The organism is Nocardioides ginsengisegetis, assembly GCF_014138045.1.
In the GTDB taxonomy this organism is placed as follows: domain Bacteria; phylum Actinomycetota; class Actinomycetes; order Propionibacteriales; family Nocardioidaceae; genus Nocardioides; species Nocardioides ginsengisegetis.
Window position 1 is genome coordinate 3623745 of record NZ_JACGXA010000001.1, and the last position, 26289, is coordinate 3650033.

The 26289-nt window shown below is 71.9% G+C and carries 30 protein-coding genes; 3 read left to right on the top strand and 27 right to left on the bottom strand.

Annotation, left to right across the window (positions count from 1 at the left end):
- Positions 1–164 precede the first annotated feature (164 nt).
- The 13 genes from FB382_RS17515 to FB382_RS17575 all read right to left on the bottom strand — a co-directional run bounded on the left by FB382_RS17515 (position 165) and on the right by FB382_RS17575 (position 12088).
- Positions 165–1571: an alpha/beta fold hydrolase gene (locus tag FB382_RS17515; protein ID WP_182540976.1), complete on the bottom strand. Its 1407-nt coding sequence runs from the start codon at positions 1569–1571 to the stop codon at positions 165–167.
- Positions 1568–2536 carry a hypothetical protein gene (locus FB382_RS17520; protein WP_182540977.1) on the bottom strand — a complete coding sequence of 323 codons (969 nt, stop codon included), beginning with the start codon at positions 2534–2536 and terminating at the stop codon, positions 1568–1570. The genes FB382_RS17515 and FB382_RS17520 overlap by 4 nt, the downstream gene beginning before the upstream one ends.
- On the bottom strand, positions 2533–2994 hold the full coding sequence (locus FB382_RS17525; protein WP_125036650.1) for a WXG100 family type VII secretion target: 462 nt from the start codon (positions 2992–2994) through the stop codon (positions 2533–2535). The genes FB382_RS17520 and FB382_RS17525 overlap by 4 nt, the downstream gene beginning before the upstream one ends.
- Positions 2995–3090: 96 nt before the next feature.
- Positions 3091–3768 (bottom strand): hypothetical protein, encoded by a 678-nt coding sequence (locus tag FB382_RS17530; RefSeq protein WP_182540978.1) that lies wholly within the window; start codon positions 3766–3768, stop codon positions 3091–3093.
- Positions 3769–3806: 38 nt separating this feature from the next.
- Positions 3807–4136, bottom strand: a complete 330-nt coding sequence (locus FB382_RS17535) for a histone-like nucleoid-structuring protein Lsr2 (RefSeq protein WP_182540979.1) — start codon at positions 4134–4136, stop codon at positions 3807–3809.
- A gap of 126 nt (positions 4137–4262) precedes the next feature.
- Positions 4263–5036: a type III pantothenate kinase gene (locus tag FB382_RS17540; protein ID WP_125036653.1), complete on the bottom strand. Its 774-nt coding sequence runs from the start codon at positions 5034–5036 to the stop codon at positions 4263–4265.
- Positions 5037–5039: 3 nt separating this feature from the next.
- Positions 5040–5942, bottom strand: coding sequence for a carboxylating nicotinate-nucleotide diphosphorylase (gene nadC, locus FB382_RS17545; RefSeq protein WP_343055656.1), 903 nt, complete (start codon positions 5940–5942; stop codon positions 5040–5042).
- On the bottom strand, positions 5939–7630 hold the full coding sequence (locus tag FB382_RS17550) for an L-aspartate oxidase (protein ID WP_182540980.1): 1692 nt from the start codon (positions 7628–7630) through the stop codon (positions 5939–5941). Before FB382_RS17550 ends, nadC begins: the two co-directional genes overlap by 4 nt.
- A gap of 9 nt (positions 7631–7639) precedes the next feature.
- On the bottom strand, positions 7640–8071 hold the full coding sequence (panD, locus tag FB382_RS17555) for an aspartate 1-decarboxylase (RefSeq protein WP_182540981.1): 432 nt from the start codon (positions 8069–8071) through the stop codon (positions 7640–7642).
- Positions 8071–8973: a pantoate--beta-alanine ligase gene (panC, locus tag FB382_RS17560; RefSeq protein WP_182540982.1), complete on the bottom strand. Its 903-nt coding sequence runs from the start codon at positions 8971–8973 to the stop codon at positions 8071–8073. The genes panD and panC overlap by 1 nt, the downstream gene beginning before the upstream one ends.
- A complete protein-coding gene (locus tag FB382_RS17565; protein WP_182540983.1) occupies positions 8970–9878 on the bottom strand; it encodes a Rossmann-like and DUF2520 domain-containing protein in 909 nt (302 codons plus the stop codon). The genes panC and FB382_RS17565 overlap by 4 nt, the downstream gene beginning before the upstream one ends.
- A gap of 165 nt (positions 9879–10043) precedes the next feature.
- Complete coding sequence (locus FB382_RS17570; protein WP_182540984.1) at positions 10044–10964, bottom strand: glycosyltransferase family protein; 921 nt, start codon at positions 10962–10964, stop codon at positions 10044–10046.
- The gene (locus FB382_RS17575; RefSeq protein WP_182540985.1) at positions 10961–12088 is read right to left on the bottom strand and encodes a sulfotransferase family protein; all 1128 of its coding nucleotides are present in this window, start codon (positions 12086–12088) and stop codon (positions 10961–10963) included. The genes FB382_RS17570 and FB382_RS17575 overlap by 4 nt, the downstream gene beginning before the upstream one ends.
- Positions 12089–12142: 54 nt before the next feature.
- Here FB382_RS17575 and FB382_RS17580 point away from each other — a divergent pair, with 54 nt between their 5' ends.
- Positions 12143–12889, top strand: coding sequence for an enhanced serine sensitivity protein SseB C-terminal domain-containing protein (locus FB382_RS17580; RefSeq protein ID WP_182540986.1), 747 nt, complete (start codon positions 12143–12145; stop codon positions 12887–12889).
- Positions 12886–13992: a glycosyltransferase family 2 protein gene (locus FB382_RS17585; RefSeq protein WP_182540987.1), complete on the top strand. Its 1107-nt coding sequence runs from the start codon at positions 12886–12888 to the stop codon at positions 13990–13992. The genes FB382_RS17580 and FB382_RS17585 overlap by 4 nt, the downstream gene beginning before the upstream one ends.
- Positions 13993–14017: 25 nt before the next feature.
- Here the strand turns inward: FB382_RS17585 and FB382_RS17590 are convergent, their stop codons facing one another.
- From FB382_RS17590 to FB382_RS17605, 4 genes are all read right to left on the bottom strand, one after another.
- Complete coding sequence (locus tag FB382_RS17590; RefSeq protein ID WP_182540988.1) at positions 14018–14353, bottom strand: hypothetical protein; 336 nt, start codon at positions 14351–14353, stop codon at positions 14018–14020.
- Positions 14354–14387: 34 nt separating this feature from the next.
- Positions 14388–15335 (bottom strand): ABC transporter substrate-binding protein, encoded by a 948-nt coding sequence (locus FB382_RS17595; protein ID WP_182540989.1) that lies wholly within the window; start codon positions 15333–15335, stop codon positions 14388–14390.
- A 65-nt stretch (positions 15336–15400) separates the two neighbouring features.
- Positions 15401–16168, bottom strand: a complete 768-nt coding sequence (locus FB382_RS17600) for an ABC transporter permease (RefSeq protein ID WP_125036668.1) — start codon at positions 16166–16168, stop codon at positions 15401–15403.
- Positions 16169–16217: 49 nt separating this feature from the next.
- Positions 16218–16925: an ABC transporter permease subunit gene (locus tag FB382_RS17605; protein WP_182540990.1), complete on the bottom strand. Its 708-nt coding sequence runs from the start codon at positions 16923–16925 to the stop codon at positions 16218–16220.
- Between the two features lie 35 nt (positions 16926–16960).
- Here FB382_RS17605 and FB382_RS17610 point away from each other — a divergent pair, with 35 nt between their 5' ends.
- Positions 16961–17923 carry an ABC transporter ATP-binding protein gene (locus tag FB382_RS17610; RefSeq protein ID WP_182540991.1) on the top strand — a complete coding sequence of 321 codons (963 nt, stop codon included), beginning with the start codon at positions 16961–16963 and terminating at the stop codon, positions 17921–17923.
- Positions 17924–18041: 118 nt separating this feature from the next.
- Here the strand turns inward: FB382_RS17610 and FB382_RS22980 are convergent, their stop codons facing one another.
- The 10 genes from FB382_RS22980 to FB382_RS17660 all read right to left on the bottom strand — a co-directional run bounded on the left by FB382_RS22980 (position 18042) and on the right by FB382_RS17660 (position 26200).
- Positions 18042–19139: a GNAT family N-acetyltransferase gene (locus FB382_RS22980; RefSeq protein WP_220481407.1), complete on the bottom strand. Its 1098-nt coding sequence runs from the start codon at positions 19137–19139 to the stop codon at positions 18042–18044.
- 95 nt (positions 19140–19234) lie between these two features.
- On the bottom strand, positions 19235–19828 hold the full coding sequence (locus tag FB382_RS17620) for a hypothetical protein (protein WP_182540992.1): 594 nt from the start codon (positions 19826–19828) through the stop codon (positions 19235–19237).
- 9 nt (positions 19829–19837) lie between these two features.
- Entirely contained in the window at positions 19838–20326 is a 489-nt protein-coding gene (locus tag FB382_RS17625) for a DUF3180 family protein (RefSeq protein WP_182540993.1), read from the bottom strand.
- On the bottom strand, positions 20323–20892 hold the full coding sequence (gene folK, locus FB382_RS17630) for a 2-amino-4-hydroxy-6-hydroxymethyldihydropteridine diphosphokinase (protein WP_182540994.1): 570 nt from the start codon (positions 20890–20892) through the stop codon (positions 20323–20325). Before folK ends, FB382_RS17625 begins: the two co-directional genes overlap by 4 nt.
- Complete coding sequence (gene folB / locus FB382_RS17635; protein ID WP_125036674.1) at positions 20889–21260, bottom strand: dihydroneopterin aldolase; 372 nt, start codon at positions 21258–21260, stop codon at positions 20889–20891. The genes folK and folB overlap by 4 nt, the downstream gene beginning before the upstream one ends.
- Entirely contained in the window at positions 21257–22117 is an 861-nt protein-coding gene (gene folP, locus FB382_RS17640) for a dihydropteroate synthase (RefSeq protein WP_182540995.1), read from the bottom strand. Before folP ends, folB begins: the two co-directional genes overlap by 4 nt.
- 8 nt (positions 22118–22125) lie before the next feature.
- Positions 22126–22719, bottom strand: coding sequence for a GTP cyclohydrolase I FolE (folE, locus tag FB382_RS17645; protein WP_425490119.1), 594 nt, complete (start codon positions 22717–22719; stop codon positions 22126–22128).
- A gap of 23 nt (positions 22720–22742) precedes the next feature.
- Complete coding sequence (gene ftsH / locus FB382_RS17650) at positions 22743–24797, bottom strand: ATP-dependent zinc metalloprotease FtsH (protein WP_182540997.1); 2055 nt, start codon at positions 24795–24797, stop codon at positions 22743–22745.
- Between the two features lie 114 nt (positions 24798–24911).
- Positions 24912–25463: a hypoxanthine phosphoribosyltransferase gene (gene hpt, locus FB382_RS17655; protein WP_125036678.1), complete on the bottom strand. Its 552-nt coding sequence runs from the start codon at positions 25461–25463 to the stop codon at positions 24912–24914.
- 23 nt (positions 25464–25486) lie between these two features.
- Positions 25487–26200: an Ig-like domain repeat protein gene (locus FB382_RS17660; RefSeq protein ID WP_182540998.1), complete on the bottom strand. Its 714-nt coding sequence runs from the start codon at positions 26198–26200 to the stop codon at positions 25487–25489.
- Positions 26201–26289: the final 89 nt, after the last annotated feature.

Genomic DNA, 26289 nt, shown 5'->3' on the forward strand with positions numbered 1-26289 from the left:
AGATCCGGGGCCGCCCCGTGCGTGTGTCCCACGGGACGGGACACCAGGACTAACCCCGGGACCAGCCTACGCGTTCCCGGAGCGCACACATCCGCGCTCCGCTCTCAGCGAACACGCGTCCGGATCACGGCACAGGAGCGGCCCCGTTGTCCTCCGAGATCAGGTCACGGCATCAGGTCGAGCAGCGGCAGGTCGGCCGGTCGGACCTGGTCGCCCTGCTCGGTCTGGAAGGTCTGGGTCCCGAGCTGGCCGGGCTGGCCGGTGAGGAAGTCGTGCATGCTCCCCAGCGACGCCTGGACCGACGGGTCGTCACTGCCGTCGATCGCCGCGCCGATCTGGGCGTAGGTGTCGAGGTCGTGGTCACCCGCGAACGAGCCGTGCGGCAGGTCCGCCGTCACGGTGGTGTGGTGGGCGGTCGCCGGGTTGGGCTCGCCGTCGGTGTGCGGGACGAGGTCGGCGGAGTTCTCCAGCGACAGCACCTGCACGTGGTCGGGGATCCCCGAGGTCGCGATCGGCGCACCGGCGGTCACGACATGGGTCACGTGGTAGGGGAAGTCGGGGTCGGCGGCGAGCGCCGCCGCCTGCATCCCTCCCTGCGAGTGCCCCACGAGCATCACCGGGTCGCCCGGGCTCACGCCGGCGGCCTGCATGGCCTGCTGGATCGCCTCGGCGTACGCCGTGTCGTCGCCGGCGATGAGGTTCATGTTGGACCCCATGTTGCGAATGGCGTGCTCGTCCATGAAGTGGTCCGTGCCCGGCAGGTCGACGATCCAGCGCACGGTTCCGTCGGGGCCGACGACCTGCTGCACGCTGATCACGCCGTCCTCGAGGTCGTTGACGCTGCCGAGGTTGTCCATCAGGCCCTGGACGCTGGTCGGGGAGCCGAGGTGGAAGTCGTCGGGCGGCGTGTAGTCGGGGTTGAGCGTGCCGTGGTAGTCGCCGAAGAGCAGGTCGCCCAGGTCGTCGGCGGCCGAGCCCGTGTCGGGGTGGAAGCCGTCGAGCCCGAGCAGTCCCATCAGCGGGCCGGTGAGCGGGTTGACGGACATGCCGTCGAGCAGCCCGCCGCCGCCGTTGACGAGCGTCTCCGCGAGCCCCGGGTGGTCCTCGAGGAAGGCGATCAGGTCCTCGTTGCTCATCCCGCCCAGCCGCAGCCCACCGTAGACGACCGCCCCGGCGAGGAGGACGCCGGGCAGGTCGACGCCGACGATGAAGCCGAGACCGTAGGACAAGGACTCGATCGCGGCGTGACGCAGGTCGTCGGCGGTGCGGTAGATCTCGACCACCGCGACGAAGCAGAAGCTCTCGGCCTCCAGGACGACAGCCCGGGCGACCAGGCCGCGCGGCCCGTACGTCGCGTCCAGGATGGCCCCCTCGGCCGAGGCGAACGTGCCGGGCGAGAGGATCGCGGACGCGATCAGGTCGCCGTCGGCCGCCTCGAGCTTGTCGTCCCAGGCCTGACCTGCGAGCCGGCCACCGAGGTCGCCGTAGAGGTGACCGAGGCGCTCGATGTCGGTGTAGCGGGCGTCGATGCCCCCAGCACCGCCGCTCACCGTGATGTCGGGGGTGCTCATCGCTCCTCCCCCGCGCCCGCGGCCGGCCTTGCGACCGCGTCGACGACGGGCAGGCTGAACAGGCCCACGTCCCGGGCGTCGCGTCGGCGCAGGACGCTCGTCGCGTCCCGGCCCGGCCGCAGCTCGTGCCAGCCATCGTCGAAGAGGAGCCAGGACAGCACCGCCGGCTTCTCCTCGCGATCGCGACGGAGCGCGAGGAGCCGGAGCCGTCCGCGGGAGGCCCGACCCAGCGTGCCGAGCACGGCCAGGACCTCCTCGAGATCGGCGTCGTGGACGTCGCCGGGCTCGCCGAGCCGGACTCGGCCGACGTGGCTCGCGGCCATCGCCGGCACGAGGTCGGTGCGCTGCTCGTCGTGGGCCTTCGCGTTGCCGGCCAGCAGCTCGCTGGGCAGGGAGACGTAGTCGGGCAGGGCCATCGGCGCCGTCGAGGACGCCCAGGGCTCGACGGTCACGGCCCGGGTGAGCTGGGAGACCCACAGGGCCGGGTCGAACCAGGCGAGCTCGTAGTCCAGCCCGTCGCCGGTCGAGAGCTGGACGACCATGCCGGGCGCGACGCCGAACCAGCAGCGGAGCCGCGAGGTCCCGGCCGCGCGCTCCGCGGCGACGTCGAGCTGGAGGCCGAGCGGTCCGGTCGCGAGCACCACGAGGGCGGACGCGACCGCAGGGTCGACGTCGTCGCCGTCGAGGAGCTCCTGGTCCTGCAGCGACGCCCGGGCCCCGGACGGGCCGTCGTCGTCGACCCGGGCGAGGGAGGCGGCGAGCAGGGAGCGTGCCTGGCTCAGGGGCGTGCCGGAGAGCCGGTCGGAGAGCCGGTGGCCGCCGTCGGTGTCGACCCGCACCGGGAGGGGCACGTCGCCGGCGAGCCGGGCCGCCAGCACCAGCTCGTCCAGGCGCAGCCGGACCCGCCACGGGACGAGCGGGACGGCCTCCGCGGGGCGCGTGGCCACGCGCACGACGGGGCTCACAGCCGGATCCCGGGGATCACGTCGGGCATGTCGAGCCAGTCCTTGTGCCCGGGTGGGGGCAAGGGGGTCTCGGCGAGGCGCTTGTCGTGCTCGTCGCCGGGGGTGAGGGCGTCCTTGATGCCACCGATCACGTCGGAGACGGCGTCCTTCACCCGGTCGATGGCGCCGGCGATGATGGCGCGGGCCTGGTGCTCGATGGTGGCGATCAGGTCGAGGAGCCGCTGCACCTCGGCCGCGTGGTCACGGACCTTCTGCGCGGCCTCGTCGTACTCCCGGGCCACGCCCCGGAGCTCGTCGCGCCGCTGCGTCGCCTGGGCGCGCATGCGGTCGGCCGCGACCGAGACCCATCCGGTCTCCTGGCTGGCTGCGTGCAGGTCGTCGGCCTCCGTGCGCAGCTGGTCTGCGCGACGTTCGAGCCGTTCCGCGACCTCGCGGATCTTGCTGGGTTCCCCGTACATGTCTGACTCCTGGTCTCCGAGCGGACACCGTAGGGATTCCGCAGCCGGAGCGGGGCCAAACCCCGACCCCAGCGGCCTGTGGAGAGCCGGTCGGGGTCACCACCCGCCGCGGCGTACCTCCACCTGGTGCGGAGTCCGCTCCACCAGGGTCACGACCGTCGTGTCGTAGCCGCGGACCTCCGAGTCGTGGACCAGGCCGGCCACGGCCACGGCGGGGGCGTCTCCGGCGCCCTCCCAGCGTCCCGACACGTCGACACGACCGCCGTCCAGGGTGGCCCGGACTCCCGAGGCATCGGGGTAGCGAGCACGCAGGTCGTCGACCAGCGCGGCCAGCTCGGCGGAGCACCCGGGGTCGGCACAGCGCCCCTCGGGCGGAGCCTGGTGGCTGGTGAACTCGACCGGGTGATCGACCATGTCTGCGGGCCGCCACGTCACGGTGACCGCGAGCTGCTCGGGGGCGATGGGCGAGGCCTCGATCACGTCGGCGACGTCGTTGGCGATCGACTCACCCGCAGCGTCGTCGGCCGGGGCCGCGTCGACCTCGACGAGGACGCGCTCCGGCTTGCCGACCACGTGCTCGCGGTGCGCCTCGGTCACCGCGTGGACACCGTCGACGGCCCCGACGGCGTCGACGAGGTCCTGGAGCTCCGCCGTGCAGGTCGACCCGGGGCAGGTCGAGGCGTTGTCGAGGGGGTTGTCCTCCGAGCAGGCGACCGCCAGGCCGTTCATCGTCAGCAGGCCAGCGGCGAGTGCCGCCCGAGTCAGCAAGCGCATGCGACGACGATAGGTCGGCCCGGCGGTCGCCGCACGTGTCAGTTGGCCGCGTCGAAGGCCTGGCGCACCTCGGCGGAGACGCGGCCGCGGTCGGGCACGTCGTAGCCGTTGGAGCGGGCCCAGTCGCGGATCTCGCGGGCGCTCGGGCCCGACGCGGAGGCGGCCGAGGTCTTGCGGCCACGGCGGGAGGCGGCGCCGACCTTGCGGGCGTGACCGGTGTAGCCGGCCAGGACGTCGCGCAGCTTCGCGGCGTTCTTGTCGTTGAGGTCGATCTCGTAGGACGTGCCGTCGAGGCCGAAGGAAACGGTTTCGGTGGCCTCGCTTCCGTCGAGGTCGTCGACCAGGACGATGTGGACCTTCTGAGCCATCTGCATTACCTCATTCATAAAAGTGCATGCATGAATACGGGGGATTTCGAATGCATCATGGCACAGGAGGAAAAGAATTCCCCCGTGCTCGCCGAATAGGCGCTTTCCGGACCTGCGCGATATGCGTCAGCTGTTGCGGGTGAACACCAGCTCGAGGCCGCGCAGGGTGAGCCACGGGTCGGACGCGGTGAAACACCGGCATTCGTCGAATACCAGCGGCGCGAGATAACCGGTCGCAATGACGTTCATCTCATGCGCCTCGACACCGAGCTCGGCGGTCATCCGGGCCACGATTCCCTCGACCTGGGACGCGACCCCGAAAACCATTCCCGACTGCAGCGCCTCGACGGTGTTCTTGGCAATCACCGAACGCGGCCGCAGCAATTCGACCTTGCGCAGCTGGGCACCGCGCGCACCGAGCGCCTCGAGGGAGATCTCGATACCGGGTGCAATGGCGCCGCCGACGTACTGCCCCTGGGTGCTGACCACGTCGAAGGTCGTGGCGGTGCCGCCGAAGTCGACCACGATCGCGGGACCGCCGTACTTCGTGGCGGCGGCCAGCGCATTGATGATCCGGTCCGAGCCGACCTCGCGCGGGTTGTCCATGAGGACCGGCACGCCGGTGCGGACGCCCGGCTCGACGACGACGTGCGGCACGTCGGCGAAGTGCCGGGCCAGCATCTCGCGCCACTCGTGCAGGACCGACGGCACGGTCGAGCAGACCGCGACGCCCGTGACCGTCGGCCGCAGGTCGCCGAGCAGCCCGTTGAGGAGCACCGCCCACTCGTCGGAGGTACGTCGATCGTCGGTGGCGACCCGCCAGTCCGCGCCGACCTCGCCGTCCTCGACCAGGCCGAGCACGGTGTGGCTGTTGCCGATGTCGGCGGCCAGGAGCGGCATGGCCTAGGCGTCCTGCAGGTCGAGCCCGATGTCGAAGACCTTCACCGAGTGGGTGAGGGCACCGACGGAGATGAAGTCGACGCCGGTCTCGGCGACCTCGCGGGCACGCCCGAAGGTCAGCCCGCCGGAGGCCTCGAGCGTGGCGCGGCCGGCCGTGATCGCGACGGCCTCGGCCATCGTCGGGGAGTCCATGTTGTCGAGCAGGATCCTGTCGCAGCCCGCCTCGAGGAGCTCCCGCAGCTGGTCGAGGTCGGTCACCTCGACCTCCACCGGCAGGTCGGGGTAGGCGGCACGGACAGCCTCGTAGGCGGGCACCACGCCGCCCGCGGCGACGACGTGGTTGTCCTTGACCATGGCCATGTCGGACAGCGAGAACCGGTGGTTGACGCCGCCGCCGCAGCGGACGGCGTACTTCTGGAGGGCGCGGTAGGTCGGCAGCGTCTTGCGGGTGTCGAGGACCCGCGCGCGGGTGCCGGCGAGGGCGTCCACCCACGCCGCCGTCGCGGTGGCGACGCCGGAGAGGTGACTGGCGTAGTTGAGGGCGGTGCGCTCGGCGGTGAGCAACCCCCGGGTGGGTCCGCTGACCCGCATCACGACGTCGCCGGCGGCGACGCGCGAGCCGTCGGCGAGCTGGTCGGCGACGACCACCTCGTCGCCCATGACGTAGTGGAAGACCAGGGCAGCGACCGTCAGCCCGGCCACGACGCCCGGCTCGCGGGCCGCGAAGTCGGCGACTCCCCGCGCCGACTCGGGGATCGTCGCGACGCTCGTGACGTCCTCGCCGGGGAGGTCCTCGGCCACGGCGAGGACGACCGCGTCGTAGACGGCCTTGGCGTCCAGGCCCGCGGCAGCCAGCTCCTCCAGGAGCTCGGCGGGGAGGGCGTCGTACGGCGTGCGGGCGATCACGGGTGCTCCTGCGGGGCGGGGTGGGAGGGGTCGGTGGGTGCCGCGGGGACGAACTCGATCGTCGTCTCGCCGTCGGCCATGACGGTGTCGAAGTGCCCGGCGCAGCGGACGTCGTCGCGCTCGGGGAAGTCCTCGCGCCAGTGCGAGCCGCGGGTCTCCTCGCGCAGCTCGGCGGCCCCGGTGAGGGCCGCGCTGATGGTCACGAGGTTGGTGGTCTCCCAGGACTCCTGGTCGACGGCCTCGGCGGGGACGCCCGCCAGCTTGTCGAGGAGTACGCCGGCCTCCTCGAGGCCGGTCGCGTTGCGCAGCACGCCGACGCGGGAGGTCATCACCTCCTGCAGCTCGGCCCGGACCGACCCCGGGACGAGTCCATGCGTGCGGGTGTCGGTGACCGGCTCGGACCAGGGACGGAGCTCCCCGGGCAGGACGGTCGCGATCCGGCGGGAGAAGACCAGGCCCTCGAGGAGCGAGTTGGACGCGAGCCGGTTGGCGCCGTGCACACCGGAGCAGGCGACCTCGCCGGTGGCGTAGAGGCCGGGCACGCTGGAGCGGCCCCACAGGTCGGTGCGGACGCCACCCGAGGCGTAGTGGCAGGCCGGGGCGACGGGGATCAGCTGGATGACCGGGTCGATGCCGTGCGCGCGGGCGGTCGCCAGGATGGTCGGGAAGCGCCGCTCCCAGAACTCCGCACCGAGGTGACGGGCGTCCAGCCACATGTGCGGCTGCCCGGTCTCCATCATCCGGCGCATGATCGCCTTGGCGACCACGTCGCGGGGCGCGAGGTCGGCCAGCTCGTGCACGCCCTGCATGAAGCGGTTGCCCTCGAAGTCGACGAGGAACGCCCCCTCGCCGCGGACCGCCTCGGAGATGAGCGGCTGCTGCCCGCGGGACTCGGGGCCGAGGTACATCACCGTCGGGTGGAACTGCACGAACTCCAGGTCGCGCAGCACGGCCCCCGCCCGCAGGGCGACCGCCATGCCGTCGCCGGTGGAGACCGCAGGGTTGGTCGTCTGGGAGAACACCTGGCCCAGGCCGCCGCTGGCGAGCACCACGGCCCGGCAGCGGACCAGGCCGACGCCGTCGCGCTGTCCCTCGCCCATCACGTGCAGGGTCACACCGGCGATGGCGCCCTCGCCGGCCGGGCCGTCGAGCAGCAGATCGACCGCGAGGGCGTGCTGGACGACCTCGATCTCGGGGGCCTGCTCGATGGCGGCGATGAGGGCGCGCTGGATCTCGGCGCCGGTGGCGTCGCCACCGGCGTGCGCGATGCGGTCGCGGTGGTGGCCGCCCTCGCGGGTCAGCGACAGCTCGCCCTCGGGGCTGTGGTCGAAGCGGGTGCCGAGCGCGATCAGCTCGCGCACCGCCTCGGGCCCCTCGGTGACCAGCGCCCGGACGGCCTCGAGGTCGCAGGCGCCCGCGCCCGCGACGAGGGTGTCGACCTCGTGCTGCGCCGGCGTGTCACCCGGGCCGAGCGCGGCGGCGATGCCGCCCTGTGCCCACTGGGTCGAGCCGGCGGCGAGGACGTCCTTGGTGACGACGAGGATCTTGTCGACCTGACCGCGCAGGCGCAGCGCGGCGGTGAGCCCCGCGATGCCGGAGCCGATGACCACCACGTCGGAGGTCGTGGTCCAGCCCGGGGCGGGCGCGGTCAGGCGCCCGGGGACCCGGCGTACGGGTGTGTCGGCCATGGGCGCAGGTTAGCGCCCCGCCCCCGACGGCTGGACGGAGTCACCGCGGACAAGACCGGCACCGTCGAAGGTCTCGGCCGGGTCGAAGCCCGTCGCGAGGATCTTGTTGTCGGCGTCGACGAAGACGACGTGCGGCTTCAGCTCGCGCGCCTCGGCGGTCTCCATCTGGCCGTAGCCGATCAGGATCACGACGTCGCCGGGGTGCACCAGGCGCGCGGCGGCACCGTTGATGCCGAGCACGCCGGAGCCGCGCTCCCCCGCGATCGTGTAGGTCTCGATCCGGGCGCCGTTGGTGACGTCGACGATGTGGACGAGCTCGCCGGGCAGCAGGTCGGCCGCCTCGAGCAGGTCCTCGTCGACGGTCACCGACCCGACGTAGTGGAGGTCCGCCTGGGTCACGGTGGCCCGGTGGATCTTGCTCTTCATCATGGTGCGGAGCATCAGGCGTCTCCCTGGGTCGGTCGGGCAGCGGGTGCGGCCCCGATGGTGAGGGGCATGTTGTCGATGAGCCGGGTGCTCCCGACGCGGGCGGCGATGAGCACCCGCGCCTCGGTGCCGGCGGGTACGTCGGCGGGGAGCTCGCTGAGGTCGGGGGCGGTGATCTCGAGGTAGTCGAGGTCGACCACGGTGGAGGTGCGCAGCTCCGCCCGGGCCGCGTCGAGGGCGACGTCCACGCCGTACTCGGCGCCCTCGCGGGCGGCCAGCAGGGTGCGGCTGAGGACCACGGCCTCGCGGCGCTGCTCCTCGTCGAGGTAGCGGTTGCGGCTGGAGAGCGCCAGCCCGTCGGGCTCGCGCTCGGTCTCGGCGCCGACCACGTCGACGGCGAGGTTGAGGTCCAGCACCATCCGCCGGATCAGCGCGAGCTGCTGGTAGTCCTTCTGCCCGAACACGGCGACGTCGGGACCGACCAGCCCGAAGAGCTTGGCGACCACCGTCAGCACCCCGCGGAAGTGGCCGGGGCGGGTGCGGCCCTCGAGGACCGTCGCCAGCGGCCCGGGCTCGATCGTCACCTCCGGCTCACCGCCGGGGTAGACCTCCTCGACCGACGGCGCGAAGACGATGTCGACGCCCTCGCGCTCGCACAGCTTCAGGTCGGTCTCGAGGGTGCGGGGGTAGCGGTCGAGGTCCTCGCCCTCCCCGAACTGCAGGGGGTTGACGAAGATCGAGACGACGACCGGGCCGTCGCCGACCTCGTCGCGGGCGACCCGCATCAGGCTGGCATGGCCCTCGTGCAGGGCACCCATGGTCGGCACGAAGCCGACCCGGCGACCCGACGCACGGGCGGCCGACAGCAGGGCGGCCAGCTCCGCACGGGTGCCGGCCAGGGCAGGGGTGGCACTCATGTCAGGGGGACCCCGGAACGGCCGGCGGCGGTGGCGACGGCCTCGTCGAGGGCGAGCCGGATGCTCGCGGCACGGATGGGCAGGAGGCGACCGTCGGTCACCACCCGGTCGAGCGTCGCGCGCGCCATGGCGACGTACGACGCCAGCGTCTGCGGCGCGTTGGCGGCGATGTCGGCGAGGTGGGCGCGCACCGTGTTGACGTCCCCGCGGACGATCGGCCCGGTCAGGGCGGCGTCGCCCTGGGCCAGCGCGTTGTCGAGGGCGGCGGTCAGCAGGGGGCGGAGGGTCCCGGCCGGGTCGTCGGCGCCGGCCGCGGCGAGCACCTCCATCGCCTCGGTCACCAGGGTGACGAGGTGGTTGGCACCGTGGGCCAGGCCCGCGTGGTAGAGCGTGCGCATCTCCTCGGGCACCCACATCGGGCGGCCGCCGAGGTCGGCGACGAGGGACTCGGCGACGGCCCTGTCGGCCGGGCCGGCGGTGAGGCCGAAGACGCAGCCGGCGAGCCGGTCGAGGTCGACGGCCGTGCCGGTGAACGTCATGGCGGGGTGCATGGCGATGACGTGGGCGCCGAGGTCGGCAGCGGGCTCGAGGACCGCGAGGCCGTGGCGGCCGGAGGTGTGCACGACGGTCTGGCCGGCGGAGATCGCGCCGCTGGCGGCGAGCATCTGGACGACGTTGGGGAGCATGTCGTCGGGGACCGTGAGCAGCAGCAGGTCGCAGGCGCGGGCGACGGCGGTCGGCTTCTCGTTGACGGCACCGGGCAGCAGGGCTGCGATGCGGGCGCGGGAGGCGTCGGACTCGCCGGCGGCGGCCACGACGTGGTGGCCCGCGGCGCCCAGCGCGGAGGCGAGGACGGCGCCGACGCGTCCAGCGCCGACGACGCCCACGGTGAAGTGGTGCGTCATGTAGCGAACCCTTTCGTTCCAGTCCCTCCGACCACCCCCTCGCGGGGGCCGGTGTGGGTACCGGACGGTGTGCTCGTCAGTGGTACATCAGTGCAACGTCGAATGTACGCGGGTGCATCCCCGCCTGTGAACGGACCGGGACGTGACGTGTCCGACACCGGTCCGTCAGCGCGGGCCCACCTGCAGGGGGCGCGGGGCGCGCGGCAGCCACTCGTGGGTGACGTAGTCGACGATGTGGGTGCCGGAGGGGGCGCGGAGCTCCACGACACCCTCGGGGACGGTCCCGTCCTTGAGGGCGTTGAAGACCTCCCACTCGCGGCGCTTGCGCTTGTTGCGGAAGCTGGTCGCGAACGACTCCGGGTCGGTCCAGTGCGCGAACTCGTCGCCGTCGAGGTACTTCAGCTCCACGCACATGCCCTGCGGCAGGCCGATCGAGCGGACGCCCTCGGGCGTCGTCCGGATCTCCCACTCGTAGGCCTTGGTGTAGATGAAGTCCGGCCCGATCGGGAAGCCCCACTCCTCGGCGTTGCGCAGGCCGAGGTCGAGATAGCCGGTCCGGTCGTCGGCCAGGTAGAGGCCGTGGCGCGGCACGCGGATGATCGACTGGACGTCGCCGACCTGCCAGCCGAGGTCGGCGATCGAGACCTCGCCCTCGGTGGTCAGCACCATGTCGCCGTCCCACTTCCAGGAGTAGCGGGTCCCGACCTGGGCGAAGCACCAGTTGTAGAAGTAGGCCAGCGAGTGCACCGACAGCTCGTGCTGCGCGAGGTGCTCGGCGCCGGCGCGCGCCACCGAGAAGGGGTACGACGCCTGGGCGAGCTTGTCGGCCAGCCCGACCTTCGCGGCGGTCTCGGCCGCGACCTCGGGCGTGCCGTCGGTCGAGCCGTTGTCGACGACCAGCACGTGGTCGCAGGCCCGCAGCAGCGGAGGCAGCACGAACGGCAGGCTGGGCGCCTCGTCCTTGACCCGCAGCACCGCGGTCGTGCCGGCACGCAGCCCGCCGGGCCGGGTCCAGGGCCAGGTGATGTCGAAGTCGCTGTGGCCCTCGAGGTTGGTCAGCCCGGTGGCCGTGCGGGTCCCCGTCACCGGCTGCGCCCGAGTGCCTTGCGCACGCCGCGGCGCACGCTCGGCGGGATCTTGGCGCGAAGGTCGTGCGGCACCTTGTCGACCAGCGAGGAGGGCGCCGGAGTGGCCGGACGGGCAGCGCCCTTGCCCTGCTTGCGGACGCGCTGCTCGGCGGCGACCACCGACGAGCGCGAGATGGCCTCGGCCTCCTCGTAGAGCTCGACGTAGGCCTCGCGCAGCGAGTCGAGCGCGGCGTGCACCTCGGGGGTGTCGCCGCCGGGATCGGCGAGCTTGTTGAGCTCGTGCCAGGTGTCGCCGGTGATCTCGTGCAGGCGCGGCGGCAGGTTGAGGTCGGCCAGCGACTGGGTCACGCGGCGCAGGCCGGGGTCGACGAAGCGGTGCCCGTCGCGGATCGCCTCGCTCTTGGCGTGCAGGAGGTGCTGCAGGTCGAGCTGCTCCCCGACCTGCATCGTGGTCTTGGTCCAGTCGTCGAGGAGGTCGGCGTACCGCACGAAGGAGCGGCCGCCGTCGGCGACGGACTCGCGGGTCGCACGCTCGGTGTGCAGGAGCATGTTGAGCCACGACGCCGCGAGGTGGGCCGAGCCCAGCCGGTTCGCGTAGTACTTCTGCTTGCTGCCCACGACCTCGGCCGGCGGGCGCAGCATCGTCGCGAAGACGGGGGTCGCGCCGGTGCGGATCGCGGCGACGCGCCACAGCGAGAGGAACCAGCTCAGCCGCGGGTCCTTCACGACCAGCTCGGTGTAGTCCGGGGACTCGGAGAAGTGGCTCTCGAGCCACTCGGCGGTCTTGATCCGCTCCGGCTCGCGGGTGCTGACCCGGCCGGTCTCGAACCACGCGTCGGGACGGGCGTCGCTGACCTGGACGCCGGCCTCCTTCAGGAGGCGGTCGTGGTGCTCGACGGCCCAGGCCGGCTCGCCGAAGCCCTTGGGGTTGGTCTCGTCGGCGACGACCTCGGGCTGCGGGACGTGGAGGCCCAGGATCTGCATGAGACCGGCCATCGTGCTCGTGCCGCTGCGGCCGGCTCCGGCCACGAAGAGGACCTTGCGCGGGTAGGCCTCCGGGGAGAGGTCCGCGGGGTCGGCCGGCGTCGGGGCATTGCTGGGGCCACTGGTGGGGGTCGTCACGAGCAGGGAGCCTACCGTTCTGCGCGCGGGCGGCGACATGTGAAGGTGGGCACCATGACGCACGCCGAGACCCCACTCACACCGCTCGAGGAGCTGCTGGTCGCAGCCGCCGACTCCCGCGACGACGCGCGGGCGTCACAGCGGTTCACGGACGCGGCGATGACCACCATGCTCGGCGTGCCCGGCACCCCCGGCTCCGCCACGGACCAGTTCCACCCGCTCACGATCAACGACCATCGCGACGTGCCGCTCGCGGTCGCCTTCACCTCCCCGGACCGCTACGCCGCCTTCGCGGCCGCGATGGGATTGGGCGAGGGCCAGTACGAGGTGCGCGGGATCGAGGGCCGCGGGCTCTTCGGGATGCTCGTGCGCGCCAACCTGCCGCTGCTGCTCAACCCGCACAACGACTACGGCAAGGAGTTCACCGTCCCGGAGATGTCCGACCTGATGGCCGGCGTCGTCCCGGGCGCCCCCAGCCGGACCGTCGAGGCCGAGACGACCGTCAACGTCGGCCGGCCGGCGAGCGTGCCGGACGGCCTCGTCGACCGGCTGTCGACGTACCTCTCGGGGCTGGGTGGGGTGGAGACCGCGACCCTCGCCTGGATCGAGTACCCCGACGGACTGCAGGGCTACCTCCTCGGCCTGCGCACCACGCTCCCCCGCGAGCAGGTGCTGGCCGGGATGGGCGAGGTCGTCGGCGACCTGGGCGGCCGCACGCTCGACATCATGTACGCCGCTCCGGGCGAGCCGCTCGCGACCGACTCGGTCGACCCGTTCCTGTCGGTAGATTCCGGCGCATGAGGTTCGGACGCCGCCGCGCGCCCCTGGTGAGCGTCGTCGTCCCGGTCTACGCCGTCGAGGCCTGGCTGCCGGCCTGCCTCGACTCGGCCCTCGAGCAGCGGCACCGCGACGTCGAGGTGGTCGTCGTCGACGACGGCTCTCCCGACGAGTCCGGGGAGATCGCCGATTCCTACGCCGCGCGTGACCCCCGCGTGCGGGTGGTGCACACCGACAACCACGGGCTGGGCGCGGCGCGCAACGAGGGACTGCGGCACGTCACCGGCGACTACGTGACGTTCCTGGACTCCGACGACGTGGTGCCGCGCGACGCCTGGTCGACGCTCGTCCGGTCGCTGGAGGGGTCGGGGTCCGACTTCGCCACCGGCTCGATCGTGCGGTGGGAGTCCGACGGCCTGCACGAGCCGCCGTGGATGCGGCGCCTGCACGCGACCCGGCGGCTCGCGGCCGGCATCACCGACCACCCCGAGATCCTCGGCGACGTCTTCGCCTGGAACAAGATGTTCCGCCGGTCGTTCTGGGAGTCCGCCGGGCTGTCGTGGCCGGAGGGCGTCCGCTACGAGGACCAGCCGACGACGACCCGGGCGTTCCTCGCCGGCCGCTTCGACGTCCTCCCCGAGGTCGTCTACCACTGGCGGATCCGCGACGACGGCACCTCGATCACCCAGCAGCGCTCGTCGCTGCAGGACCTCGCCGACCGCTGGGAGACCAAGCGGATGGCACTGCGCTCCGTCGAGGAGTACGCCGATCCCCGGGTGCTGGAGATCTTCCGGGACCGGGTCCTGGCCGGCGACCTGCACCGCTACTTCACCGAGATCCCCGGCTGCCCCGACGAGTGGTGGTCGCTGCTGCAGGCAGGCGTGGTCGAGATGTGGGGCGACCGGTCGCTGGTGCACAGCGGCCTGCCGCCCGTGCACCGGCTGACCGGCTGGCTGGTCGAGCAGGACCGGCGCGCGGACGCGGCCGCCGTGATGGAGTACGCCGCCGGGCTCGGGCGGCCGGTCGACCGGGTCACCGACGACGAAGGGCCGCGGATCGACGTCCCGGTCATCGACCGGCACTCCGTCGACCGCGCGGCCCTCGCCGTGCGTGAGCACGAGGTCTGACAGGTCCGTCGACTCGAGCAGGTGGTCAGCCGGCGGTGTAGGGCGGGATCAGCAGGCCGGCGACCACGACCACCCAGCCGATGAACAGCCACGGGTAGTGCCTGGTGGTCGGGTCCCCGGGCTTGCGGATCTCCCGGAGCCGACCGCGATAGCCGACGATCGCGAGGACCGAGCCGATGACGCCGAGCGGGACTCCGATCCAGAACGTCTGGACGGCGTCGTCCCCCGTGCTGGCGACCCAGGCGTAGAGACCGGCCACGCCGAACCCCACGAAGCAGAGCGGAAGCGCGCCGCGCAGCAGCGCGACCCGCTCCAGCCGCTTGATGGTGCGGTTGATCGCCTCGTCCTGCTCCGGGGTCACGTCCCTGTGGTGGGCGACGTCGGCCCGCCGCCCCTCAGAGCAGGCCCTCGGAGGTCAGGAAGTCGGTGGCCACGGCCTTCGGGTCCTCGCGGTCCACCGAGATCCGGCCGTTGAGCTCGGTGAGCTTCTCGGTCGTCAGCGCCGCCATCAGCGGGTTGAGGACGTCGGCGACGTCCGGGTGGTCGGAGAGGAACTGGGTGCCGACGGCGGGGACGAGGTTCTGGGCCGGCTGGATCTGCTGGTCGTCCTCGAGGACCACCAGGCCCTGGGAGGCGAGGGTGCCGTCGGTGGTGCTGGTCTCGCCGAGCTGGGACTCGCCGTCGATCACGGACTTGTAGGTCTGGTCGCTGGCGTAGCCGAGCGGCAGCAGCTTGCTGATCTTGATGCCGTAGTCGTCGGACAGACCGGCCTCGCAGTCGAGGCGGCCCTCGCAGTCGTCGGCCGCCGCGAGGACCACGGACTTGCCGGACAGGTCGGACAGCTTGGTGACGCCGTTGTCGTCGGAGTACTTCTGGGTGACGAAGAAGGCGTTGGTGTCGGTGGCCGACGAGACGTCGAGCAGCGTGATGCCCGCGTCGTCGAGGAGCTGCTTGCCGTCGGCGGCGAGCTGCGCGCCGTCGCCGGCCTCGAACGGCTTGGCCTTGTCGCCGTTGGCGCGGGCGTTGAGCTCGTTGACGATGCCGCCGACGTACTCAGGCACGACGTCGACGCTCTTGGGGAAGATCCCGATGTAGGCGTCGCGGCTGTCGACGAGCTTCACGTCGACGTGGTAGCCGGCCTTGGTCAGGAGCTGGTTGTACATCTCCGCGACGAGCGCGGCCTCCCCGAAGCTCTGGCTGGCGATCGTCAGGTCGCCCTGGTCGGCGCTGGCCGAGGAGCTGGACGAGGTGTCCTTGGACGAGAGGTCGTCACCCGCGCACGCGGTGGCGAGCAGGATCGAGCCGACGGAGAGCACCGTCAGCAGGGAACGTCGGAGCTTCATGGGCTTCTACCTTCTGTGTCCCGCGGGTCCGGCCCGCGCGTGTCCGGTGGTGCTGGGAACGGCGCTCAGGCGCCGACGGATTCGGCGTCCGACGCTGCAACACTAGGACGTCCCCCGGACATTCCGCCGTCACGATTGCGTCTCGGCGCGCGCGGCACCGGGTCGAGCGCCCGTTGGGCCGCTGCGGCGACGAGCTCGAGGACCAGGGCGACGACGGCCACGACGACGGCGCCGGCGATGCCCTTGCCGAACTCGTTGCGGGCGAAGCCGTCGGTGATCACACGGCCCAGGCCGGGGCCGGCCACGAGCGCCGCGATGGTCGCGGTGGCCCAGACCTGCACCAGCGCGAGTCGGATCCCGGAGAGGACGAGGGGCGTGGCGAGCGGCAGCTCGACCCGTCGGAACTTCTGCAGTCCGGTCATGCCCATGCCGTCCGCGGCCTGCTTCACGTCGGCCGGCACCTCGCGCACCGCGACGTACGCGTTGGTGATGATCGGCGGCAGGGCGAACAACGCCAGCGCCAGCAGGGTGGCCAGGCCGGCGCGCCCGTAGGGCCCGAACTCGCGGGTCCCGGGGAAGTCGGCGGTGACGAAGAGGGCGAGCAGGGCGAAGGTCGGGACCGCCCGGCCGACGTTGGAGATGTTGACGGCGAGCAGGCCGCCACGGCCGAGGTGGCCCAGCCACAGCGCCAGCGGCAGGCCCAGCACGAGCGCGATGACGAGGGCGGTGCCGGTGAGGAGCAGCTGCTGGAGCATCAGGTGCAGCAGGCCGCGGTCGCCGGTCCAGCTCGAGCCGGCGCTGAGGTAGGCCCAGGTGTCGCTGAAGACCCTCATGCGGGGTCCCCGCGGAATCGGGAGCGAAGCGAGCGATTTCGTGGGGTGTTCATGCCTGCGCTCCCCGGGTCCAGGGGGTCAGCAGCCACTGGACCAGCACGATCAGGAGATCGAGGACCACCGCGAGGACGACGCACAGGACGGCCGCCGCCATCAGCTCGGCCCGGAAGTTGGTGAACACGCCGTCCGAGATCAGGTTGCCCAGTCCGCCGTAGGACACGAGGGTGCCGACGGTGGTCAGCGCGACGGTCGAGACCGTGGCGACGCGGAGCCCGGCCATCATCACCGGCAGCGCCAGCGGCAGCTCGACGCGCAGCAGCAGCCGCGAAGCGCCGTAGCCCAGCCCGACCGCCGACTCGCGCACGTCGTCGGGGACCGACCGCAGCCCCTCGAGCATGCTGCGGACCAGGATCGTGAGCGCATAGAGCGCCGACCCGATCACCACGGTCCGCATCTCCAGCCCGGTGAACGGCACGAGCAGCGGCAGCAGCGCCAGCGACGGGATCGTGTAGAGCGCGGTGCTGGCGCCCAGGATGGTCGTCTCCAGGCGTGGCAGGCGGCGGGCCAGCAGCGCCAACGGGAAGGCGATCGCGATGCCCAGCGCCACGGCGTACACCGTGATCTGGAGGTGCTGCACGGTCGCGTCGACGATGTCGGCACGGCGGTCGTGGAGGTACTGGCCGCAGAACCACTCGTTGGTCAGGCGGCTGTAGCAGCTCGGCTGCGCAGCGGTCGCCACCTGCGCGAGTAGGGTCACGGCATGGACGTTACCGGCTCCGGGACGAGCAGCCGATGATCCGACTGGCCGGGGTGGGCAAGACCTACGACGACGGCACCGTGGCGGTGCAGTCCCTCGACCTCGACGTGGAGGCGGGTGAGCTGGTCGTGCTGGTCGGGCCGTCCGGGTGCGGCAAGTCCACGACGCTGAAGATGATCAACCGGCTGATCGAGCCGACCACCGGCTCCATCGAGATCGACGGGCGCGACGTGACGAGGGTCGACCCGGTCAAGCTGCGCCGCGGCATCGGCTACGTCATCCAGCAGGTCGGCCTCTTCCCGCACCAGCGGATCCTGACCAACGTCATGACCGTCCCGCTGCTGTACGGCGAGTCGAAGGCCACCGCCCGGGCGCGGGCCGAGGAGCTGATGGCGCTGGTGGGCCTGGACCCCGCGACCTACGCCGACCGCTTCCCGCACCAGCTCTCCGGTGGCCAGCGCCAGCGGGTCGGCGTGGCACGGGCGCTGGCCGCGGACCCGCCGGTGCTGCTGATGGACGAGCCCTTCGGCGCCGTCGACCCGATCGTGCGGGTGCGACTCCAGGACGAGTTCCTGCGGCTGCAGCGCGACCTGGGCAAGACCGTCGTGCTGGTCACCCACGACATCGACGAGGCGGTGAAGATGGGCGACCGGGTGGCGGTGTTCGCCGCCGGCGGCCGGCTCGCCCAGTACGCCACCCCCGCCGAGCTGCTCGGCCGCCCGGCCGACGACTTCGTGGCCGACTTCGTGGGCTCGACGCGCGGCCTGCGCCGGCTCGCCGTCACCCCCATCGACCCCGCCCACCTCGAGCCGCTCGACGGCGTGAGCATGGGCGACCTGGGCGCCGCCATCGACGTGTCCTCCACGCTCGAGGAGGCGTTGGCCGTCCTGCTGCGGGACGACAAGGCCGTCGTGGGGGTCAAGCAGGGCGCCCAGTTCGTGGGGGTCCTGACGCCCAACGGGATCCATCGGGCGTTGCGGGCGTCCCTAGCCGACTGAGACCGTCCGAGGGAACTGCGGCTGCCCACCTCATGGGTTTCGACGCGCCCGTCGCGACCTCGTTCCTCGGTCGCGGGGCTTGCTCAACCTGGCCGGACGGCGACCCGGTGTTCGTTCCTCACACCGGGTCGACCGGCACATCCCGGTGCCAGGACTCGGTGACGTACTTCGTCTTCCAGCCCATGGACGTGTAGAGCCCGGCGGCGCCGGTCGGGGAGTCGGCGTCGACCTCCAGCCCGACGCGGTCGCGCCCGCGGGCGGCGGCGTCGGCGATGATCGTGCGGAGCAGGCCCTTGGCCACGCCCCGGCCGCGGGCGGCCTCGAGGACGCCGAGGTAGGCGACGTACGAGCCGTCGGGGCCCTGGGCGCTCTCGGAGACCGTGCCGACCAGGCAGCCGACCGGCTGCGGGCCGGGGCCGTCGGTGAGCTCGGCCAGCCACCAGTGGTCCCACCGGTGGCCGGGGTCCTCGCGGAGCCGGTGCACGAACTCCTCGAAGGTCTCCTCGTAGTGGTTGAAGTGGTCGACGAAGGCGCCCTCGAGCACCTCGTGCAGCTCGCGGAGGTCGTCCTCGTCGGGCATGCCCGAGCCCTGGCGGCGGACCAGGCGGAACGTCACGCCGTCCTTCTCCCAGTGGTCGGGGTCGCCGGTCAGGTCGGCCTCGTCGGGGGTGACCGGGCGGGTCATCTGCCACCAGGTGCGGACCCGCTCGAAGCCCGCGCCGGACAGCCAGCGGTGCTGCCGCTCGTCGTCGGCGAACGCGCCGGTGTCGATCTGCTGGACGTCGAGGCCGCGGGCCGCACCCACGGCCTTCGCCTGGCCCACCGCCCACTCGAAGAGCACGTCGGAGCAGGCGTCGGAGACCTTGTCGGGGATGCCTCGCTCAACGATGTGCACGAAGAGCATCCGGCCCGCGGCCCGGTCGTGGACGCTGCCCCAGGCCCGGATCTCGCCGTGGCCGTCGCGGACGACGACGTTCTCGCGCATCCGGAGGCCGTGCTCGGAGACCTCGACCATGACGTCGTCGACGCCGGAGGCGGCCCAGCCGCGGCCTTCGCGCTCGTGGCCGCGCAGCAGCTGCGTCAGGCGGGCGACGTCGAAGCGGTCGGACGGGTCGGGCGTGCCCACCGTCCAGCCCTTCGGGAGGCCCGACTCCTCGAGCGTCTCCTCCAGGACGACGTCGGGGTCACTCTCGAACCTGCTGTCCTCAGGGATCACCCTGCGGATTGTGCCGTACCCCGCAAGAACAACCGACCCGCCCGCTGGCAGCGGACGGGTCGGCGTGGTCTGGGTCTCAGCCCCGGGAGGCCTGCTCAGGCGTGGCGGCGGACCCCGGTGGAGAGCCAGGCGTCCAGCTCGGCACGGAGTACGTCGATCTCCTGCTCCAGCTCGGCCACCCGGACGATCGCCTCGGCGGCGCGCTCCTCGGCCTCGTCGAGGCGGAGCGTGACGTCGCGGCCCTCGGTCTCGGCCACGTCGGCGCGGCGGGCCTCGGCGTTCATCTTGCGGGTGGCCTCGGCGGCCCGCTTCTGGGCCGAGGTGAGCGCGACCTCGAGCTCGGAGATGGAGTGCTCGTGGGCGTCGATGCGGGCCTGCATGGCCGCGGAGAACTCCGCGTGCTCGGCGGTGCGGGCGACGGTCAGGTCGCGGTAGGCCTGTGCCTGCTCGGCCCGGTCACGGGCCGCCTCACGTCGGGTCTCCATCAGCTCGGAGTGGGTGATGCGGGTGGCCGCGGCGCCGAGGACGACGCCGAGCACGGCGGCGACGGCGACCAGCAGCCACGAGCCGCTGAGGACGGCGCCGAGGACGACCAGCGCCGAGATCACGATGAGCGCGACGGCAACAGTGAGGCGGGTGCTCCGCTGCCGACGACGAGCCTTGGGGGCTCGAGACTGAGGGGAAGGCATGAAAGCAGGTTAGGTGTCGTCACCGTCGGAACCGACGCGACACGCTCGCTCGAGGAGCACCGCTGTGATGGCGATCGCCACACCGGCGGCTGCGGCGGCCGCAGATCGCCAGGCGCGCTGGGAGGCGAGGTCGCCCTGGACCCCCAGCCAGGACAGCGCGTAGCCGGCGTACCCACCGGCCATGAGGGCCCCGACCAGCGCGCAGGCGCGCGCCAGGACCAGCCGGTTGACCATCCGGTGCGCCTCGGGCCGCTGGTGGTGGACGTGGATCGAGCGGTAGGTCAGCCAGGCGGTCGTCCCGAGGATGGCCGCGACCAGGAGCAGGGCCAGCGGCTGGGCCCAAGTGACGACGGGGGCGGCCGCCATGTAGCGCTCGGCGTACCCGTGGAGGAGCCAGCCCCCGACGAGGCCGACGATCGCCCACCCGACGAGGACGCCACCGGACGTCGGGCGGAGGTGCCCACCCGAGGGTTCCCCCTCGGGCGGGTCGACCGTCACTGGATCTCGAGCGTCAGGTCGTCCCGACGCGTCACGCCGCTGCTGTCGGCCTTCTCGAGGAGGAGCGCGACCGGGCCGAGCTCGGGGAACTCGGCGTCGGGCTCGAGGTCGAACCACGGCTGCAGCACGAAGGCGCGCTCGGAGGCACGCGGGTGCGGCAGGCGGAGCGCGGGCTCGTCGCTGCGGCGGTCGCCGACGACGATCAGGTCGACGTCGAGGGTGCGGGGGGCGTTCTTGATCTCGCTGCGCTCCCGCTCGAAGGCGTCCTCGATGGCCAGCGCGCGATCCATCAGGCGCGTCGCGGCCAACGTGGTGTCGACGGTGACGACGGCGTTGAGGTAGGACTTGGCGTCCTCGGGGCAGTCCACGGGCTCGGTCTCGTAGACCGGCGAGACGCCGGTGACCCACACGTCCGGGGTGTCCGCGATCGCGTTGACCGCGCCCTGCAGGGCCGTCATCCGCTCACCGAGGTTGGACCCCAGCGCCAGCACCGCACGGCGGATCGGGCGCATCTCACCAGTGAGCGTGTCCGCGTCGATGATGTTGGGGTTGGGGGTCTCAGTCACTTCTCGCCCTCACGTGTTCGGGTGATCGTCAGGGCGACGTCCGCGAACGTCGCCTCGATGGGTGCATCCGGCTTGTGGACCGTGACCCGCACCCATTCAACACGAATGTCCAAGAGGCAGACACCCGCGATCCGCTGGGCCAGGGTCTCGATCAGGTCGACCGGATCGTTCTCCACGGCGGCTTGCACCGAGGCAACGAGACTTCCGTAGTCGACGGTGTCGCGCAAGTCGTCCGAGGCGGCCGCAGGCGTGGTGTCGATGCCCAGTGCGAGATCGATCACGAAGGTCTGGCCCTCGCGTCGTTCGAAGTCGAAGACGCCGTGGTGGCCGTAGCACTCGATGCCGAGGACGGCGAGCTCGTCGGTCACTCCTGGCCTTCCTGTCGCGGGTCGTGCAGGCGGTGGACGACGCTCAGCGCGTCGTGGCTGGACCGTACGTCGTGGACGCGGATGCCCCACACACCGGCCCTGGCCAGCTCGACGGTCAGGGCGACGTTGGCGGCCTCGCGCTGGTCGACGGGGCGGGGCCCGTGCTCGTCGCCCAGCAGCGCCCCGAGGAACGACTTGCGGCTCGCGCCCACCAGGACCGGGTGGCCCAGGGACAGGACCTCGCCCAGGCCGCGGAGCAGCTGCCAGTTCTGCTCGCCCTGCTTGGCGAAACCGAGCCCCGGGTCGAGCACGATCCGGTCGGCCTCGACCCCGGCGGCGACGGCGGCGTCGACCCGCTGGGCCAGCTCGTCGCGGACGGCCCGGACGACGCCGCCGGGGGCGTCGTACGTCGCGAAGTCGGCCATGTGGTCGCTGTGGGCCCGCCAGTGCATCGCCACGTAGGCGACCCCGGCGTCGGCGACGACCGCGAGCATCCGCTCGTCGGCCAGTCCGCCGGACACGTCGTTGACGATCGTGGCGCCGGCCGCCACCGCGGCCTCGGCCACCTCGGCCCGCATCGTGTCCACCGAGACGACGGCACCCTCGGCCGCGAGCGCGGTGATGACGGGGACGACCCGCTCCAGCTCCTCCTCGACCAGCGGCCGGGTCGCACCGGGCCGCGTCGACTCCCCGCCGATGTCCAGGATGTCGGCGCCCTCGGCCAGCAGCTCGCGGCCGTGCTCGATCGCGGCGTCGGACTCCAGCCAGCGGCCCCCGTCGGAGAACGAGTCGGGGGTGACGTTGACGACGCCCATCAGCCGGGGCCGGCCGATCGGCGCGAGGATCCCCGGGGACATCGACGAGCTCACCGGTTGCGGTGGATGAGCGCCATCGCCTCGGACCGGGTGGCGGCGTTGTGCATCATGCCGCGGACCGCCGAGGTGATGGTGCGGGCGCCGGCCTTGCGCACGCCCCGCATGGTCATGCAGAGGTGCTCGGCCTCGATCACGACGATCACTCCGCGTGCCTCGAGGATCTCCATGAGGGCGTCGGCGACCTGGGTCGTCAGCCGCTCCTGGACCTGCGGGCGCTTGGCGTAGACGTCGACGAGCCGTGCCAGCTTCGACAGCCCGGTGATCTTGCCGGTCTCCGCCGGGATGTAGCCGACGTGCGCGACACCGGTGAAGGGGACGAGGTGGTGCTCGCACATCGACCACAGCTCGATGTCACGGACCAGGACCATCTCGTCGTGGCCGATGTCGAAGGTCGTGGTGAGGACGTCCTCGGGCCGCAGGTGCATGCCGCTGGTGAGCTCGGCGTACGCCCGGGCCACCCGGGCCGGCGTCTCGAGCAGGCCCTCACGCTCGGGGTCCTCCCCGATCGCGTAGAGCAGCTCCCGGACGGCCGCCTCGGCGCGGGCGTGGTCGAAGGGGGGCACGTCCTCGGGAGCGCGCTCCACCGAGTGGATCCTGTCGGTCATGGCTAGGCGTTCGGCAGTCCCGCGTCGTTGCCCAGGCCGGGCTGGCCGTGCACGTCGCCACCGGAGCCGGGGGGCGTGATGATCGCGCCCGCACCGGCCTCCTGGCCGTGGGAGGCGCCGTTGGCTGCGGCCCGGTCACGGATCTCCTGCGGCACCTCGACGGGCGGCAGCTCGGAGGGGTTGCGGTCCGGGGAGCCGGTCCAGGCCGGGCGTGCGGGGCGTCGGCGCAGCGGCTCGAAGACGGCGGCCACCTCGGCCTTGTCGAGGGTCTCCTTGTCGAGAAGGGCCAGGACGAGCGCGTCGAGCACGTCGCGGTTCTCCTCGAGGATGTCGAAGGCCTCCTGGTGGGCGGTCGCGAGGAACTTCTTGGTCTCCTCGTCGACGATCGCTGCGACGTCCTCGGAGTAGTTGCGCTGGTGCCCGAAGTCGCGGCCCAGGAACGGCTCGGAGTTGGACTCACCCAGCTTGATCGCGCCGAGGCGCTCGGTCATGCCGTACTGGGTGACCATGGCCCGGGCCAGCGAGGTGGCCTTCTCGATGTCGTTGCCGGCGCCGGTCGTCGGGTCGTGGAAGATCATCTCCTCCGCGGCCCGGCCGCCCAGCATGTAGGCGAGCTTGTCGAGCATCTCCGAGCGGGTCTGGGAGTACTTGTCCTCGTCGGGCAGCACCATGGTGTAGCCCAGCGCCCGGCCGCGCGGCAGGATCGTGATCTTGTGGACCGGGTCGGTGCCGGGGAGCGCCGCGGCCACCAGGGCGTGGCCGCCCTCGTGGTAGGCCGTGATCAGCTTCTCCTTCTCGCTCATCAGGCGGGTGCGGCGCTGCGGACCCGCGATCACCCGGTCGATCGCCTCGTCCAGCGACGCGTCGGTGATGAGCTTCTGGTTGCCGCGTGCGGTCAGCAGCGCGGCCTCGTTGAGCACGTTGGCCAGGTCGGCACCGGTGAAGCCGGGGGTGCGCCGGGCGATCGAGAGCAGGTCGATGTCGGGGGCCATCGGCTTCCCGCGCGAGTGCACCTTGAGGATCATGTGGCGGCCGTTGAGGTCCGGGGCGTCGACCTGGATCTGGCGGTCGAAGCGGCCCGGGCGCAGCAGCGCCGGGTCGAGCACGTCGGGACGGTTGGTCGCGGCGATCAGGATGACGCCGCCGCGGACGTCGAAGCCGTCCATCTCGACGAGGAGCTGGTTGAGGGTCTGCTCGCGCTCGTCGTGTCCGCCGCCCATGCCGGCGCCACGGTGGCGACCGACGGCGTCGATCTCGTCGATGAAGACGATGGCCGGGGCGTTCTCCTTGGCCTGCTCGAACAGGTCGCGGACCCGGCTGGCGCCGACACCCACGAACATCTCGACGAAGTCGGAGCCGGAGATGGAGTAGAAGGGGACGCCGGCCTCGCCGGCGACGGCGCGCGCGAGCAGGGTCTTGCCGGTGCCCGGAGGACCGTAGAGCAGCACGCCCTTGGGGATCTTGGCGCCGACGGCCTGGAACTTCGCGGGCTCCTGGAGGAACTCCTTGATCTCGCCGAGCTCCTCGATGGCCTCCTCGCAGCCGGCGACGTCGGAGAACGTCGTCTTCGGCATGTCCTTGGAGATCAGCTTGGCGCGCGACTTGGCGAACTGCATGACGCCGCGGCCGCCGCCGCCCTGGACCTGGTTCATCAGGAACAGGAACAGCAGGATGATCAGCGCGAACGGCAGCAGCGTGGCCAGGATCGACCCGATGAGGCTCGGCTTGGCGACCTCGTCGGTGTACTTCTCGATCGTGCCCTTGTCGACCTGGGCCTGGACGGCGTCCTGGAAGGTCTGCTGGGTGCCGTCGATCCAGTAGGTCGTGATCTTGTTGCCACCGGACCGGTCGACGCTGTCGTCCAGCGTGGCCTTGATCTGCTGGTCACCGTCGACGAAGGTGACCTCACTGACCTCACCCTTGGCGATGTACTCGCTCATGGTGGACGTGGCGACCTCGTCGTACCCGCCGTTGGGCGCGAGGTACTGCAGGGCGAGCAGGACGCCCACCACGGCGAGGACGATCCACAGCCAGGGACCCTTGAATATGCGCTTCACAGGCTTCTCTCGGACGCGTTGATCTGAACGGTCGACGGTACACGCCCGTCGGCTACCGACATTCTCGCAGGCGACGCCAGCCGGGGGGCGACGGAGCCGATTTCGGTGCCCGGCTCAGGAGTAGACGTGGGGAGCCAGCGTCCCGATGTCGCGCAGGTTGCGGTACTTCTCGCGGTAGTCGAGGCCGTAGCCGACGACGAACTCGTTGGGGATGTCCCAGCCGACGTACTTGACGTCGACGGGCATCTGCAGGGCCTCGGGCTTGCGCAGGAGGGTGCAGATCTCGACGCTCGCGGGGTTGCGCGAGGTCAGGTTGGAGGTCAGCCAGGACAGCGTCAGGCCGGTGTCGATGATCTCGTCGACGATGACGACGTGGCGCCCGGAGATGTCGGTGTCGAGGTCCTTGAGGATCCGGACGACACCACTGGACTTGGTCCCCGACCCGTAGGACGACACCGCCATCCAGTCCATCTCGACGTGGCGGCCGAAGCTGCGGGCGAGGTCGGCCATCACCATCACGGCACCGCGGAGGATGCCGACGATGAGCAGCTCCTTGCCGTCGTAGTCGGCCTCGATCTCCTTGGCCAGCTCCGCGAGGCGACCCTGGATCTGGGCCTCGGTGAAGAGCACGTTGACGAGGTCGTTCTCCACGTGGGACGCGTCCATGCCGAGCAGCCTAGATCAGGGGGTCACCAGGCGTTCGGGCGGGCGACGGAGCGGTGGTGGTGCTTCTTCTTCTTGGTGACGGTGAGCTCCACGGGCTTCGACTTCGAGGGCAGCACGCCGGTGTCGGGGTCGCCCAGGAACAGGACCTGGACGTCATGGGTGCCGGCGCCCAGCTTGGGCAGCGTCAGCCTGCCCGCGCCCTTCTTCAGCGTCACGGTGTCGACCTTGTCGCCGTCGACGGTCACCTTGGCCTCGCCCGGGACGGGGGCGACCTGCTTGCTGACGGTCTTGAAGTTCACCTCACCACGGTCGCCGACCGGGATCGAGTTGTCGGTCAGGGTGGCGGTCGTGGTCGTGGGAAGCAGCCTGGTCATCGTGACCTCGCCGAGGGACACCCGCTGGAGGCGCCGCTTGACCAGGACGTCGTCCACCTCGAGCGGCGCGAAGCCCGACCGCTCGAAGGTGAGCACGAAGTCTCCCTTGTGTCCGACCGCGAGGAAGAAGTAGCCGTGCTGGGGACCGTTGGGCCACTGGCTGGCATAGGTGAGGGACGAGGCGGCGACCTCGCCCGTCGGGCGGGTGGCCTCCACGTTGACGTTGTCCACGGCATTGCCGAACTGGTCCACGACGACTCCCTGGATCAGCGGGAGGTTGGCGTCGTCTGCCTGCGCGGGGGCGACGCCCAGCAGCGACAGCGCCAGGGTGGTCAGGACGACGGCGGTGCGGTGCTTCCCCATGACGGTTCCTCTCGTGGCAGTGGTGCCACCGAGTGACGCTAGGGACTCCGCAACCCCGAATTCAGGGAAATCGGCGCGAATGGCCCGAA